Annotated in this window: 15 protein-coding genes; 5 read left to right on the top strand and 10 right to left on the bottom strand. The window is 47.7% G+C overall.

The features are described from left to right. Window positions 1-47 precede the first annotated feature (47 nt). The 3 genes from IXB50_RS11900 (at window position 48) to IXB50_RS11890 (ending at window position 2923) form a co-directional block, all read left to right on the top strand. On the top strand, window positions 48-1457 hold the full coding sequence (locus IXB50_RS11900) for a hypothetical protein (protein ID WP_215609190.1): 1410 nt from the start codon (window positions 48-50) through the stop codon (window positions 1455-1457). A gap of 141 nt (window positions 1458-1598) precedes the next feature. Then, the gene (locus tag IXB50_RS11895) at window positions 1599-2207 is read left to right on the top strand and encodes a Uma2 family endonuclease (RefSeq protein WP_215609189.1); all 609 of its coding nucleotides are present in this window, start codon (window positions 1599-1601) and stop codon (window positions 2205-2207) included. A 218-nt stretch (window positions 2208-2425) separates the two neighbouring features. Further along, window positions 2426-2923, top strand: coding sequence for a hypothetical protein (locus IXB50_RS11890; RefSeq protein ID WP_215609188.1), 498 nt, complete (start codon window positions 2426-2428; stop codon window positions 2921-2923). A gap of 129 nt (window positions 2924-3052) precedes the next feature. On the opposite strand, the gene IXB50_RS11885 is transcribed toward IXB50_RS11890, so the two are convergent. Beyond that, window positions 3053-3322, bottom strand: coding sequence for a hypothetical protein (locus tag IXB50_RS11885; protein ID WP_215609187.1), 270 nt, complete (start codon window positions 3320-3322; stop codon window positions 3053-3055). Between the two features lie 129 nt (window positions 3323-3451). On the opposite strand from IXB50_RS11885, the gene IXB50_RS11880 reads away from it, so the two are divergent. Continuing rightward, a complete protein-coding gene (locus IXB50_RS11880; protein WP_215609186.1) occupies window positions 3452-3676 on the top strand; it encodes a helix-turn-helix domain-containing protein in 225 nt (74 codons plus the stop codon). A 98-nt stretch (window positions 3677-3774) separates the two neighbouring features. On the opposite strand, the gene IXB50_RS11875 is transcribed toward IXB50_RS11880, so the two are convergent. The 9 genes from IXB50_RS11875 to IXB50_RS11835 form a co-directional block, all read right to left on the bottom strand. Continuing rightward, window positions 3775-5043 carry a restriction endonuclease subunit S gene (locus IXB50_RS11875; RefSeq protein ID WP_215609185.1) on the bottom strand — a complete coding sequence of 423 codons (1269 nt, stop codon included), beginning with the start codon at window positions 5041-5043 and terminating at the stop codon, window positions 3775-3777. Window positions 5044-5515: 472 nt separating this feature from the next. Next, entirely contained in the window at window positions 5516-6121 is a 606-nt protein-coding gene (locus IXB50_RS11870; protein ID WP_215609184.1) for a hypothetical protein, read from the bottom strand. A gap of 4 nt (window positions 6122-6125) precedes the next feature. Further along, window positions 6126-6443, bottom strand: coding sequence for a type II toxin-antitoxin system RelE/ParE family toxin (locus IXB50_RS11865; RefSeq protein WP_215609183.1), 318 nt, complete (start codon window positions 6441-6443; stop codon window positions 6126-6128). Continuing rightward, entirely contained in the window at window positions 6440-6706 is a 267-nt protein-coding gene (locus IXB50_RS11860; RefSeq protein ID WP_215609182.1) for a type II toxin-antitoxin system ParD family antitoxin, read from the bottom strand. The genes IXB50_RS11865 and IXB50_RS11860 overlap by 4 nt, the downstream gene beginning before the upstream one ends. Window positions 6707-6709: 3 nt before the next feature. Beyond that, window positions 6710-8131 (bottom strand): class I SAM-dependent DNA methyltransferase, encoded by a 1422-nt coding sequence (locus tag IXB50_RS11855; RefSeq protein ID WP_215609181.1) that lies wholly within the window; start codon window positions 8129-8131, stop codon window positions 6710-6712. A gap of 83 nt (window positions 8132-8214) precedes the next feature. Continuing rightward, window positions 8215-8511 carry a type II toxin-antitoxin system Phd/YefM family antitoxin gene (locus tag IXB50_RS11850; protein ID WP_215609180.1) on the bottom strand — a complete coding sequence of 99 codons (297 nt, stop codon included), beginning with the start codon at window positions 8509-8511 and terminating at the stop codon, window positions 8215-8217. Between the two features lie 75 nt (window positions 8512-8586). After that, complete coding sequence (gene hsdR / locus IXB50_RS11845) at window positions 8587-12003, bottom strand: type I restriction-modification system endonuclease (RefSeq protein ID WP_215609179.1); 3417 nt, start codon at window positions 12001-12003, stop codon at window positions 8587-8589. Window positions 12004-12145: 142 nt separating this feature from the next. Further along, window positions 12146-13189, bottom strand: coding sequence for a GumC domain-containing protein (locus tag IXB50_RS11840; protein WP_215609178.1), 1044 nt, complete (start codon window positions 13187-13189; stop codon window positions 12146-12148). A gap of 214 nt (window positions 13190-13403) precedes the next feature. After that, window positions 13404-14003 (bottom strand): hypothetical protein, encoded by a 600-nt coding sequence (locus IXB50_RS11835; protein WP_215609177.1) that lies wholly within the window; start codon window positions 14001-14003, stop codon window positions 13404-13406. 76 nt (window positions 14004-14079) lie between these two features. On the opposite strand from IXB50_RS11835, the gene IXB50_RS11830 reads away from it, so the two are divergent. Beyond that, the coding region (locus IXB50_RS11830; RefSeq protein WP_215609176.1) for a DUF6431 domain-containing protein at window positions 14080-14486 on the top strand (407 nt) is incomplete at its 3' end.

Here is a 14486-nt window from a genome sequence, read left to right as displayed (position 1 = left end):
AGGCTTGCGATAGCATATTGCCAAGGTTTACCTCCCAACCGCTTACCATGTCCCTATTTCTAGAAGATTTCGATCAATGGTACGAACACTATAGTGAGGCTTCTCCCCAAGAGCAGTACCAGCTTTTACTAGAGGTTATTTCTAAACCTATTCCTTTAGAACTTGCTGAAAAGGAGGATATCGCCTCACTGCTGATAGATGTACAAGGTTTGTTGGAAGGAAACAATTTAATTGAACAGGCTTTGGCCTTCACAGCCACCTTTCAGCAGCAGCAGCCTGAGCTATACCAGCAAGAGTTCTATTATTTTGACAATTTTCCGATTCGAGTAGCTCTTTTTAACCAAGCGGTAGAATCCATTGACCAGGCCTTGGCTCGTTATCAGCAAGAGCCGGTTAAAAGCATTGATTCGCTTTTGCCCATGCTGGATGATCTGCGCTTTTATGGTGCCCGAGACCAGGCGGTTGAGATTAGCCGCGCTGTTTATGTACCTGTAGCTACTTCTAGAGGCTTGTTGGGTGGTTCAGAAGATGATTTTGGGGCGGTTGTTATTACTGATTTACTGGAGCAAGCCTATCAGCAGATTCAGCAAGGCCATCCAGTTGATTGGGAAGCTTGGGGACAAGAAGCTAAACCGTTTAGCTTTGAAAATACCCCGGAATTGCGACAGGAAATCGCTCAAAACATATCTGGTCAGGTGCTTGGCGGTCCTGAGATCATCACTTTGTTTCAACAGGACCCCAGCGTACTCTTTCCTCAATTATTACTGCGATTCAATATACAGATGGCTAACCAGTATCAGTTGAGTTTTGTCTGTAGTCAGTCTATTTGGTCAGCAGTGATGAGTTTTTTAGAAGAACGAGAGCTGTCTGATAAACAACTCTCCCATCCAGGCCATTTCTTTAGTATCAATGCTAAGGAACTGGATCGTTATGTGGGTGGGCTGATCGGAGGCTTTTTATCGTCCTATCAGTCGAAGGGATTTGCAACGTTATGGGGGATTCCCCATGTGTATGACTTTTTGCGAGCGGCAGGGGTGATTACAGACTCTGTTTATGAGTCGGCCATCCAGGTTTCAACTGACCTCCAAGAAATGTTGCTCAAGCATTGGCAAAGGCCTCTCTGGCGATATAGCTTTGTCCATCGTTGGGGTAAGCCAGCCTATCAAACAGAGGCAGACTTTGAGGCTGAGGCTAAACGGTTTGCTGACACCTTCAATGATTCTGAATCCTTAAGTACCGAGCCTACCGAAAAGCCGGATTGGGGGGCCAGGTTCTCAGATGTAGTCGGAAAAGCAGTTGAAAAAATGGCGTCGGATCAAGCTCCTGCTAAATCTCCAGCACCTGTCAAAAACTTTAAGGCTCCAAAGCCTCGTAAATCTCGATTACAAGAAATAAAGGCTTTGGGGAAGAAAAGCAAAGGGGCTAAAAAGAAGAAAAAGAAAGGTAAAGGATTTTGACTTGCTCTCAAGACTCTACCTGGAACCGCCTAACAGGAGGCAGGGGCCTCAGTGGATGTGCTCAGCCAGAGGTTGGGCACCAGGGGATAGCCAAAACAATTGGTTTGACTTACATTTGAGCTAGCGCACGAGGGCAAAGCGATGACGATTGCCACATCTAAACCGCAGACCTACACGGCTGAAGAGTACCTGGCTCTGGAAGTGGAGTCTGAGCTACGCCATGAATACCGGACTGGAGAAATTGTAGAAATGACAGGGGGGACACCTGCGCATAATAAGCTATCGAGTGCGTTGAATGCACTACTGTGGTTTGGGTTACGGAAGAAACCTTATACGGTGTTTGTGACGGATCAGCGGTTATGGATCCCAGCGGTTGATCTATACACGTATCCGGATGTGATGGTGGTCGCGGATCCACTTGGGCTGAAACCAGGACGTAAGGATACGGTTATTAATCCGATCTTGATTGCTGAAACTCTCTCACGATCGACTCAAAACTATGATCGCGGCGATAAATTTGTTCACTATCGCACTATTGACTCTTTTCAAGAATATATATTGATTGATCAGTATCGTCCTTTTGTTGAACACCATGTTAAGCAATCCGAGCATCAGTGGTTATTGACGGAGTACCAGGGGGTAGATACGTCTTTTTCGCTGGTATCGGTGCCCGTTGAGATTGCCCTGGCTGATTTATATGAAGGGATTGAGTTTGAGCCTGCTGAGGAGAGTAATAGTGAGGTAGGTTGACTCGCTCTAAGTCCTTGAATGACGACCACTTGGGCACCCGTGAAATGGGCACCCATAGATTTTGCAACAGTGGTAAATGCACTTGGGGGAACCTGTGATGATGAGGCTATCCCAATTTATTTAAGATTGATATGTCAGGGATCTTGCAATCCTGATGCTTTGCCATAATGAATCAATCGATTTTAACTAAAGTTGGCTCCTCTTAGAAAACATTCACCATGGCTAAAAAGTCGAAAGGGTTTCGCTCACTTCTGAAGCAGCAAAAATTGATTAACCGTGGAGAACAAGCGCTGAACAAATTTGAGCAAAAGTTTAAGCAAAGTAAAATCGCCAATAGCTTGACAGACATTGTGAAAAACCCTAAGGGTGAAGTCAAAATGTCTGAGGTTTTAGAAGAATTTGTTGAGCCTTATCTACCGGAGGCAAATGGACTTGAACAGCGGAAAATGGTGTTTGAGATGGCTGTAATTGCCTGGAATTTAGCTATTATACCCAAAAATCAACGAAAATCAGTCTTAGAAGACTTATTTCGCGACCTTTTGAAGGGTAAAAAAGCAATCGTTAAACGGGACCTGAATAACTTGATCGATGAAATGGTGGACCGAAAATTAGAGTTCTTTCTAAACAATCGACGTTATATTCTGGATTGTCAATTGGAAGATGCTGGCGATCAGTTTCATCTATCTGTAGCGTCAACGCTGGCACCGTCATCATAAAAAGTTAAACCACGGCTTATCCATGTCTCACCATTGTCATGGTATGTCTACTCTGCCTCATCGAGTTTGACTCGCTCCCAGGCTCCGCCTGGAGCGTAGGTGGTGGCTCTGCCACTAGCAAGAAGTTTACTAACGGGGCAGGTATTTTATTAGCGATCGCAACGCCTCCCCCGCCTGAATCTGAATCGGACGATCCGTGGGCAAAAACGGGGTCCACTCAAACGGTTCGGCAAAGCGGTGGTGGTGCAGGCTATGGATGATGGTGTTGACGGCGGCTTCGGAACCGATAATCAAGATTTTCACCGGCTCCCGGTCAGGTTTAGGCACCGAATAAAGCTGGAGCGCAGATTCAGGCGTCACGTCGGGCTGAGGGAGTGTCACAAAGGCTTGGGTTTCCATAGAAAAGGATCCAGCGATAAAGGTAATGCCTATCCTTGAAATAGGCACAGTCCAATTGGACTAAATTAGGATAGCACAGTCCAATTGGACTGTATACGAAATGTCATAGCCTTTGTAAGGATCAAAGGCATGGGCAGAGCGGGCAAAGTACTAAAAATAGTCATGGAGAACCACGGCATTAGCCAGGGGCGATTGGCTGCCGTCATGGGCATCGGTGCATCTAATGTTTATCGTTGGGCTAATGAGGTGCGTGATCCTAGTTCTGAAACGGTGATTAGCCTGATCAAGGCTTTAAAGCAAATCCAACCAAAGGCTGCTGAAGATTTTAAGACGCTTTATTTGGAAGATCTTTGAATCGATCGCTAATCAAATGCTGTCGCTTAAGGGATAAAGCCATTACCCCTAACGCCTCTGGCGACGCTACGCGAACACCCCATCACCCCGTCACCCACTCACTCTCCACTCTTCACCCTTTTCCCCTTCCCCTTTCTCCCTTTCCCCTTCTTCGTTTCCTTCTCCCGCTCAGTTCGGATGCGTTTGAGGAGGACGCTGGCGGGTTCATCGTTAGGGTCTTGGGGGACGAGTTCGCCTCGGAAGGCTTTGGAGAGGATGGACTGATCGAGTGTTGTTAAATCATGCTCGGTTTGCTGAAAATAATTTTCTATTGAACAAGCTGTTTCAAACACTTTGCTTATACGATGCACAATTTCAGACTGTTCTTTAATAGAAGGCAAAAGCACTGGTGTATTCATAACAACCTTCTGATTGATTTTCGGCATATTCCCAGCTGTGCCTGTCGCATTTGCCTTAAAATAATCACGAGTTTGTTTACTAGAAAGTAAATAATGAATGTATTTTGGCTTTATCAGATCTTCTCTCACCTGAACTTTCATAATCAGATCAGGATAGATAAACTCGTTAAAATCTCCTGTATAGATGGCTGAAGTGCCTACATAATCTAGCGTATTACTACGCTGAATTAGTATATCTCCTGGTTTTAGCCATAGATGCGAGTCATTTGGGATATCTTTCTCAATATATTTAAAGTGTTCTGCCTTGAATTCACCAGAAGTCGTCGCACTCAAGCTAAAGGATTTAACCTTAGTAGGATAATCAACAGCCTTAGGGGAATATCCATTTCTTGGTTTTCCTTTAATTACCTCATTAAGAGTTGTCTTTTGCCACTCCACATCGGGATTCTGTGCCCGCCAATCTGCGGTCAGGTCGCCCCGAAATGCGGCGGCGAGGACGGACTGCCGAAACTGGTCGAGCAATGGGGGGATGGCATCGAGGGCTGCGCGGGCTTTGCGACTGCGGGTGGTTAGGGCTTCGATTTTGGCGACGATGCGGTGTTGCTCGTTGAGGGGGGGAAGGGGAAAAGAAATAGCTTGTACACGTGATTTATTTAAGGCAGGTTGATTGTTGCCAGCTCCAATTTTTCGCGTGCGTTCGTATTCATGCTTCAAGAAATAGTAAACATATTTGGCTGGCAAACCTGTTTCTGAAACTCTTATGGCAGAAGTGTTTTGATTATGTCCTGCTGTTATTCGTAAAATAGCTGCTTGTCCACGGGTTTTGCCCTCACCAATCATTCCTAGTAAGACAGTCCCTGGTTGATGTAATTTGACAGACGAATTATTTAATCCTTTCTCTGTTATGCACTCACGAGTGTTGTAAATTTTACAGAAACTAACTTCACCACTACTGACCAGCCCTTTCAAGGTGGGCTAGCAATGAGCTTTATATTTGGACAAAACCATTATTACTCATGGATTAGGACCAAACTTTGCAATTTAGATAGCTAGTTCAAATGCACTAAAATCAGAGAAATTCAGGCAGTTTAAGACTATTTCAGAAAAAATATCCCAAACAAATCGGCTATTGCTATCAGGAATTTTTAATTTGTAGAGAATGCTTTTCTAGCTCGGAAAAGTTGAATCTACTTAAGAGAGGAGCTTTTGAGAATTATTAAAAGTATTCATTTCACCTTTACAGGGCTGCCACTACTGACCCAAGGTATTTCGCCATCCCAATATTCTTCTTGCTTTCTACTAGGTGTACTCCCTACATAAACCTCGAAGACATCTCCAAATTTTGATAAAAGCCATGCATTCGGAAAGTGAGTCTCTGATTCCATATTCAATGCTAGTTTCGCTTGGACGTAGGATGGGTAATGTTCACCAATACTCTCTATCATCCCTCTAAAATTTCCACCAAAACACGAACTAAATCTTCAACATCATCCGGCACCCGATACCCGCCAATATCCTGAGTAATCAACTTTTCCCCTCGATCCAACACCCCAAAAATCCATAAACTCCCCATTGTTACAGCCCCATAAATCTTTGATGGCGCATCATCCACCATCGCTAAAGCAATCATCTCCACCGCCAATTGAGTAAACCCTCGGGTAAGATCATCCCGCTTTGCTTCCACCACAATCACCTGATGCTGCGCACGAATGAGGTAATCTAAATTACCTTGTAACCAATTACTAACTTTTAATGAATACTCAAATCGCAAAACCTGGTGACAAAGGGTAGCAACTCTAGTCAACACAGGGGCCACCAATACCTCACGCTTTGCACTTTCGCTGGTTAGCTGTACATAGGGCAGCGTTTCTTCAATTTGGGTCTTGAGCTGATCGAGACCAGATAACGTCTTGTCGGTTCTAGGTAAATTCAAACGTTTTTGAGTATAGCCGTAGCCAAATTCTGCCAAAACTTCATCCGTATCGTAAGGCAACTCAAAATACGAACGAAACGTATAGCTTGCGTCTTTATCTAGCAGCTTAGGCATGGGTTTAATCCTCTGAGGGATCATCCTCTTCAAAAAGAACCTCTAAATCACGGTATCCACTAACAATACGCAAAACTTCGATCCCCTCTTCAATCAATCTGTAGAAAACCAAATAATTATCTACCGGCACACTTCTAACGCCTGCTGACAGTTCATCACGCTTTCGGCCAATTTCAGGAAAACTCACCAACTGCTGACACTTCTGATTTACCTTTGCTAGCACTGTCTCTGCTGTATCAATGCTTGACTGCTCTGCGACATAATCAATAATTGCTTCAAGATCACGACTGGCCAGAACCGTAAATCTACAAATTTTACTCATTGGCCCTGATATCGCTTTTGCTCTAGCTTGGCCTGCAAGTTCTCAAACACCGTTTCACTGTCAATAACATCACCCCGATCAGCGGCATCTACACCGTCTAAAACCTTTTGCCTTAATTCCTCAAATCGTCCCTTATAAACACGATCAATCTCTTTTAATAAAGCGACTCCAGCTAAAAGCACCTCCGTCGCAGATGCATATTTACCACTGTCAATTTGGGTCTGCACAAACTGCTCTAACTCAGGTGTCAACGTAATATTCATGATTTAGTCCTCCAGCAACGCGCTCAACGCTTCCATTTCCGTCATCGCCACCCGTAACTTCTCCATTATCGCCGATGCAATCTCATTCGGCTCCGGCAAATCCTCCGCCGATTGCAAACTCTCATCCCGTAGCCAGGAGATATCTAAATTCTCCCCCCGCTCTTTGATAAACTCTCGGCTAAAGCACCGAAACCGCCCCTCTTCCCCTTGATTGCTCCGAGGACTACCCCCGTTCGCATCCTCCCCATAACAGGTTTCAAACTCCTCAAAATGCTTCCGCGTCAATGGGTTTCGCTTACCAAAGCTGGGCATATTTGTCCGCAGATCATACACCCACACCGTTTCTGTATTGCCTTTCTCTGTCTTCCCTCGCTGAAAGAACAACACATTGGTCTTCACTCCCGGCGAATAAAAAATCCCCGTGGGCAATCGCAAAATCGTATGGAGATTGCACTTATCCATCAGGTCAGCGCGAATCTTTTGCCCCTGCCCTGCTTCAAACAGCACATTATCTGGTAGTACCACCGCTGCCCGCCCCTTCGGCTTCAAGCTGCGATAAATATGCTGCAAAAAGGCCAACTGCTTGTTGGAGGTGGGATAGGTAAAATCATCTCGCGTGGGACTGCCGCCACCTTTCTTGGTACCAAATGGGGGATTGGTTAAAATCAGGTTTGCCTTAGCCAGCCCAGTCCCATCGGACCCCAACGTATCCCCCAGAGTAACTGTGCTCTCAATGCCGTGGAGCATCATATTCATCAGCAACAACCGATGGGCATCCTGCACCAGCTCCATGCCAACAAATGCCTGCTGTCGTTGAAAGTTTTGCACTGATTCTTTCAGGTCAAACAAGTCATCGGTACGTTTTTTAATATAGGTATCCGCCGCAATCAAAAAGCCCCCCGTCCCCGCTGCCGGGTCCTGCACCAGCTCCCCCGCCTGGGGCTGCATCAACGTCACCATACAGTCAATCAACGCCCTGGGGGTAAAATACTGCCCCGCCCCCGATTTCTTTTCCCCTGCATTTTTCTCCAGCAGCCCTTCATACAGATCCCCCAGCCCCTCTTCCTTGGCTGAGTACCAGTCCAGCTCATCAATGCTGGTCACCAGCTTTTTGATAATGCGCGGCTGCTTCAATGCTGTCTGAGCATTGGCAAAAATCGCCTGCACTCGCTTATTAACGCCACTACGCCCCAGATCCCGCAGCAAATCGCGATAAGTTTCTAGCTGGTCAATCCCATCCAATGCCACCAGGTCACCCCAGCGTTTGCCCTCCGGCAGCACCGCCTCCTGATCGGTCTCCTGCATCATTTTTAAAAACAGCAGGTAGGTCAGCTCCGTCACGTACTGCAAATAGGTAATGCCATCATCCCGCAGGACATTACACAGGTTCCACAGCTTGGCAACAATATCGGAGGTGGCATTCATAGGCAATGTATTTAACCGCGTTAGACTACTCAAACCAAGACTTTATACCACAAGCGATTCAATTCCCTCTCGGGAAATGACCATCACCACTCAAACGGCTCTGGCCCAGGGGATTTATCCCGCACAGTGTCCATAATCGCCTCAAACTTACGATCTTCCTCGTCTTCCCCACGGTCATTCAGGCCAAACTTTTCCCGCCAGGCTAGAACCGCCTCGCCAAAAGTTTGCTTTGGCTGCGTTAAGCGTTCGTATTCTTTGGCAGATAAAAGCACCGCTACCCGCTGCCCCTGGCGAGTTATTTCCACTCTATTGCCCTGCTCTGCTTCATGGACTAATTGGGCAAAGCGCTCCCTTAACTGAGCAATAGAGTACTGGGTCATACATAACTATCTAAATGGCTATTTCAATATAAACGAGTTATTCAGGGCCAGTTAATACGAATTAGTTAATTTGTATTAACCAACCTCATCTCCCCACAATGCCTGATTAATATCGCTCAACACCTGCTCCAGTTTGCCCTTAAACACCTTATTCAACCGCTGAAAACCGCCCTCCCGCTTAAACGCTCCCTGATCCAAGGCGGCTCGGTCCACCACATATTCCTTCTCTAACTGCTTGCCAATCCGCTCTAGCCATTTCCGCTGGGGAGCAGTCCAGGGTTGGCTGGCCAAAATCTTTTTCATCGCCTTCTGTACCCGCTCTCCGTAGGGCACCAGCGGATCACCCATGGCGGCCTGTCGAATAAAGCCAATAATCGACGCGGCAATGTCTTCATTGGTCTGGTTTCGCCAGGCAGACCGCAACCGCGTCTCTGAATACCCCGCCGCATCTAGTTGCACCCGCAGTGCCTTCAGCTGTTCCCGCGTGAGATCTCGCGGTCGCTGGGTCACTACCAGCAAAGCCGGAATCTCATTCTGACTATTGTTAATGAAATCCTTGAAACTCTCTAAATAGTCTCCTGGCATGGTGTAGGCACCCTCCGCCTCCCCTGCCCGAAAGTCTTGGGTCACACTACGCAGCTCATCAGGATGGTCAGAAATTATCTTTGGTCTGCGCCCCCCATCTCGACGATCCAAGATTTCTGCAATCTGTTGGCGAGACTTCAACCAGTCTGCTGCGGCCTCAGGGGATTGTTGCTTCAGGTGACTCGCCAACTCCTCTACTGGCATCGCTGCCAGGCTCTCAATTATTTCTTTCTGCGTCTCACTCAAATGCCGCTGCTTCCGCTGCAGTTTCGCTTGAATCTGGTCCAAAATTTCACTGACTGCATCTGGCTTTGTCACCTGGCCTAGCTCATCCACCAGCTGGCTAAAGGAGATGGCAGGATTTACCACCACCGGTTTCATGGTGGAAAAATCCTGAATAGCGCTGTAGAGATCAACCGCATCGAAAACACGGAAGACCTGCTTGTCAATGTGATCGCATTTACGCGTGGCGCGACCCAGCATTTGCTCGTACAAAATCCTCGACTTCACCCGCCGCAAAAATACCAGGTTACAAATCTCAGGCACATCAATACCGGTGGTCATCAAGTCTACTGTTACCGCCACACGGGGGCTGACCTCGTTCTTGTAGCGTCGAATCAGCTCCAGCGGTTTATCCGAGGCTCCGGTGATTTTCACTACGTCATCATCGCCAATGCCCTCGTACCGTTCTTGCAATGCCTGTTTAAACAGAGCCGTCACCAAAATGGCATGGTCTTCATTCACACAAAAGATCAGGGTCTTGCCCATTTCCCGCAAAGTGGGGTCAATCTGGTCTGCCAGGGCATCACATACCACCTGATTAAACGACTCGGTGATCACCCGTCGATTAAACTGTTCCACCTCCACCCGAATCTCGTCAGGGGCCTGGGTCAGGTCAATCTTGCCTGTCTGTGGGTCAATGTATTTAACCTGATCTCCCACTTGCCAAACCATGCCATCTTCCGACAAGGCCGTACGAATCCGATGGGCAGGCTCATGGTCAATCAAAAATCCATCAATCACTGCTTCCCGATAGCTGTAGGTGTAAACGGGCTTACCAAAAATCTCATTGGTGTGCAGCGCTGGCGTTGCTGTTAAGCCAATTTTCACCGCATCAAAGTAGTCCAGTACCTGGCGATATTTCGACACATAGTCGCCAAAGTCCCGAAAGGTGAGTTCGTTCTCGCTTAGCTCCCGATCTAGCAAATATCCCCGGTGGCACTCATCCACCACCACGCAGTCATACTGATCGGTCGTGATAGCTGGAGTTCCATCATCAGCGTAAAGCAGACGTTTTACAAAGCTCTGTACCGTGGCAATGTGTACTTTGGTGTCCCGATCTGGCGTTTGTTCTTTCAGACTCTTTAGATCAAAAATCTCTGCAAAGGTTTGCAGGTTTTCCATCTTGGTCTCTTCAAAGGCTCCCGTAGCCTGCTCCCCTAGAGCCGTGCGATCCACTAAAAACAATACCCGGCGAAAACGCTTGGTTTTTAGCAGGCGGTAGACCATGGCAATACAGGTTTTAGTTTTGCCGGTCCCCGTCGCCATGGCCAACAGCAGTTCGCGCCGCCCATCGGCAAGAGCTGATTCTACAGCCTGGATCGCCTTGATTTGATAAGGTCGCAGTTCAAAGTCATAGTCAAAAGCTGCCTGCTGCAGTTGCTCGTGAGCTTTGTCATTGTCCTGTTGCAGCAAGCCCAAAAGTCCTTCTGGCCTGTACCAACTACCAATCGGTCGCCGCAGGTTTTCCGGTCGTCGCACATCACAAAACCAGATACCGCTTTTGGTTTCGAGCTGCTTTAGATACTCCCCACCATTGGTGGCAAACACAAAGGGGACGCAATAGTCCTGCCAGGGATAACCTGCTATCAATCGTTCATCACCCTTGACTTCATACCCCCGGCTATAGCGCTTAGCCTGGTCAATCGCCCCATACACGTCTTTGCCCTGCCGCTTGGCTTCTACCGCGCCCACCCCCTGCAGTCCAGCAAATAGGATGTAGTCTGCTCGTCCGTTGGCAGTGGGCCATTCGGCAATGGCCATGTTCTTGTTTTTCTGGGGTCTAACGCCCTTACCGTAGGTCAGTGTTTCTGAATCGACTTCCCAACCTGCGGCTGCTAGTTTGGCGTCGATGAGCTTCCGGGTGGCCCGCTCATCAAGATCTAGATTTTGTTCATCCCGCTGGGACTCTACTACCAGCTGCTGAATCTCTTGGGCAGGTGTCTCAACGGCTTCAGCCTGCATGGCATTGAGCTGAGCCTTGAACTTTTCAGATATTTCAGCAATTTTCGCTTGGGCATCCTCAGCCTGGGTTTCAGCTTCTACCAGCATCTGTTCGGCTAACTGACGCAGCTCAGCTTCTTCGGCAGCTTGGGACTGAGACAGAGCTGCCTGATCCATCGCGGCCTGTTGCTCTGTTTTGCTAGCCGCCAGTTCTGCTTCTAGTCTTTCAAGCTCCTGCTTGATTGCAGCATTTTTCTCGGCTGGATCAGATGGTGGCACAAACGGCCCAGCTTGAAACCCCTGAGCCCCACCGTAGTTACGATGGAACCACACACCTAAACTTTTGGCATATTTGAGGCAATTAAGGGCTACTCCCTTATTGTCATAGCTCTCATGGGTAGCAGCATTCCCCTGCTTACGAATCTCATGAAAAACGTCTGCAACCTGGCCAGTAACCGCCCCTCGAAACTTAAGCCGCCGGAGCAAATCAACCTGTTTTTCGCCAGGTTGCTCGTACAGACCCACTTTAGCCGCTACCAATTGGGCCAGACCTTCTGCAAACTGACGTAGCTTAATCAGACAGGTATTGGGATCGTTAGCAAAGTACTGCTCGGCCAGACTGCCTAACCGGACCAATTCAATACTATGAACCTTTAGAAATGCAAAATTCCTAGAAACTTGCATGGAAATGGCTTGCGCTGCGAGGAGTATAGGGGATTCAGGCCAGCTTTAAGGGTTCCCTTGTCCGAACAAAAACACATCAGCCTCAGTTGATGTATATATTCTTACAGGCAAGCTACTCCAATTCAGCATGAAGCAAGGCTACCTAATGTTCTATTTCTGTGCGCCGTTGGTTTAACTGTGCCCGCATTACCGTCAGTGTGTTGTATTCAATGATGTGGACTTGGCGGCGATGGGCGACATCCATCAATGCTTGCAGGAGGTGATAGTATTCTTTGTCTTGCCATATGGTATCGGGAAATTCAACGCTAACGTTAGCAATGTAGTTAGCAAGAATATTTTGGGCGATTTGACGTAGCTGAGCCAACTCCTGGGCGTATTGGCTGTAGAGCAATTCGAGCTGGGGGTTGTCTACGACAGGCTTGCTATATTCGATGGCGATTGCTGCTTTGAGACTGTTGAGTCTCAGGCGATATACCTGGTAACTTGTATCGAGATTGAGTAGGTTCTCAATTTGTTTGGCGTCTTCGGGATGGATGGCTAAACGAGTGGTCAAACTGGCAAATTGCTGGTTTGATTGTTGAGACCTTGCCTCTAAGTCTTTCTGGAGATGGGCTAAATCAGTGCTGCGATGGCTCAAAATAGCCTGTTGGGTTTGCAGTTTGTATACTGAACTCTCTGTCTGAGACTGCCTCATCTCAGAGAGCAATGCTTGCGAATTCGCTTGTAGGGGGCTATGCCGGTCAATAGATTCTAGGCCTTGGCAGGTGCCATTTTTGCAGTTGCTGCCGTCTGCCCGTGAGCTAAAGGATGCGGTTGTTTGGGAATCAGAAATTGGGGGAGTCGTAACGTCGGTGGCAGGTTCAGATTTTTGAGACTGGCTAATGGTCTTGTCTGGTATCAACCTATGGGACTGATGCCACAATCCTGTTTCGGTATACTGCATCAGAGCGCCAGCAGAGCATACCATCGTTGCTCCCAATGCGAGGGCGGTGTGGTACTGGGATGGGGGAGAGGACGATTCTGAGATGGCTAGCTCATTCGTCCAGTAAATCGAGCGGGTTGTACTTCGTTTACCCCGTTGAGTCTTCTGTTTGGGTTGCTGCTTGTTGGGATAAACTGCTAAACCATTCAACATTAGCCCCTGCAAGGGTTGGGGTTGGTTAGCAGGTTTGCATAGAGAAGACATAAGTGGGTGACGGGGAACTGCTGCGTTTAAGTAGATTTACTGGATTTTTAAAGGGTTATCCGCGAAAATAGTGTTTTGTATTAAGTACAGTTGCTTTCTACGGATAGTCCTTGCTGGTTGTCAGCAAGTTGCTCATTCCCATGCTCTGTCTGAAGTGGGCTATTGTGGCTTTGCTATTCCTAGTAGTAGGCAGGAGCCTCAGAGGATTTTTCCCTCAGTGGGCATTTCCTTCTAAGATTCCTACTAGTACACGGACCAAATCCTCTAGATCATCCGGTACCCGATAACTGCCGATATCTTGGGTAATTAACTTAGCCCCCCTATCCAATACCCCAAATACCCATAGACTACCCATGGTCACGGCACCATAGATTTTTTCCGGTGTGTTGTCTATCATGCCCAAGGCGATCATCTCAGCGGCTAATTGGGTAAACCCTCGGGTTAAGTCATCGCGTTTGGCTTCTATCACTACAATTTGAGTCTCAGCCCGAATTAAATAGTCCAGACTGCCTTGTAGCCAGTTGTTGACCTTCAGTAGATACTCAAACCGTAAAGTCTGGTTACAGATCGTCGCTACCTCCGTCAAAATGGGGGCTACTAGCACCTCTCGCTTAGCCACTTCACTAGTCAGCTGCACATGGGGTAATACTCGCTCAATGCGCCGTTTTAGGGCATCGAGTTCAGACAGCTCAGCTGTTGTTCTAGGTAGTTTGATTCTCCCCTGAGCATACCCGTAGCCAAACTCAGCCAGAATTTCATCCGTATCATGGGGCAGCTCAAAATAAGATCGAAAGGTGTAGTTGGTATCCCACATAGATCTAAAATTGGTGCCTAGTGTAAAAGCGAGGTATCATCATCGTCTTGAGCAGCTACCGTCAGGAGTGAAAGCGATGTCCCAAAAGCGTCATAACCAGAATCGAACCGCTATCGTTTACTTTGGACCTACACGGCAGGACTATCTTGATTTGGTGCAGGCAGACGATCACCATCACGCTTACCTTGAATACATCCAATGTCCTCTGCAAGCCCAACTGACGAGCGATAAGCATAAGCCAGACTGTACCGACTTCAGTCGCTATACCGTCCATAGTCAGCGAGAACGACGAGTGAAAGGCTGGCAGGGTGAGATCGAGACCCTCCCCATTTGTCGAGTGAAGTGTTGCGATTGCAAAGCCGTGTTCACGGTATTACCCAGTTTTATTCCTCGCTATCGTCGTCAGGATACCGATTGCCTGGGAAAGCTGCTGGAAATGAATCTGGGGATGGGGCTGACGCAGCGGGAAACCGCCACGATTTA

The organism is Leptothoe spongobia TAU-MAC 1115 (assembly GCF_018739885.1).
In the GTDB taxonomy this organism is placed as follows: Bacteria; Cyanobacteriota; Cyanobacteriia; order Phormidesmidales; family Phormidesmidaceae; genus Leptothoe; species Leptothoe spongobia.
This window is presented reverse-complemented; position numbering and strand designations above follow the sequence as displayed.

Coding starts and splice junctions, on each gene's coding strand:
- IXB50_RS11840 (WP_215609178.1), bottom strand. CDS start 13,189: ATGTCTTCTCTATGCAAACCTGCTAACCAACCCCAACCCTTGCAGGGG.
- IXB50_RS11890 (WP_215609188.1), top strand. CDS start 2,426: ATGGCTAAAAAGTCGAAAGGGTTTCGCTCACTTCTGAAGCAGCAAAAA.
- IXB50_RS11885 (WP_215609187.1), bottom strand. CDS start 3,322: ATGGAAACCCAAGCCTTTGTGACACTCCCTCAGCCCGACGTGACGCCT.
- IXB50_RS11865 (WP_215609183.1), bottom strand. CDS start 6,443: ATGAGTAAAATTTGTAGATTTACGGTTCTGGCCAGTCGTGATCTTGAA.
- IXB50_RS11855 (WP_215609181.1), bottom strand. CDS start 8,131: ATGAATGCCACCTCCGATATTGTTGCCAAGCTGTGGAACCTGTGTAAT.
- IXB50_RS11900 (WP_215609190.1), top strand. CDS start 48: ATGTCCCTATTTCTAGAAGATTTCGATCAATGGTACGAACACTATAGT.
- IXB50_RS11850 (WP_215609180.1), bottom strand. CDS start 8,511: ATGACCCAGTACTCTATTGCTCAGTTAAGGGAGCGCTTTGCCCAATTA.
- IXB50_RS11870 (WP_215609184.1), bottom strand. CDS start 6,121: ATGCCTAAGCTGCTAGATAAAGACGCAAGCTATACGTTTCGTTCGTAT.
- IXB50_RS11895 (WP_215609189.1), top strand. CDS start 1,599: ATGACGATTGCCACATCTAAACCGCAGACCTACACGGCTGAAGAGTAC.
- IXB50_RS11860 (WP_215609182.1), bottom strand. CDS start 6,706: ATGAATATTACGTTGACACCTGAGTTAGAGCAGTTTGTGCAGACCCAA.
- IXB50_RS11835 (WP_215609177.1), bottom strand. CDS start 14,003: ATGTGGGATACCAACTACACCTTTCGATCTTATTTTGAGCTGCCCCAT.
- hsdR (WP_215609179.1), bottom strand. CDS start 12,003: ATGCAAGTTTCTAGGAATTTTGCATTTCTAAAGGTTCATAGTATTGAA.
- IXB50_RS11880 (WP_215609186.1), top strand. CDS start 3,452: ATGGGCAGAGCGGGCAAAGTACTAAAAATAGTCATGGAGAACCACGGC.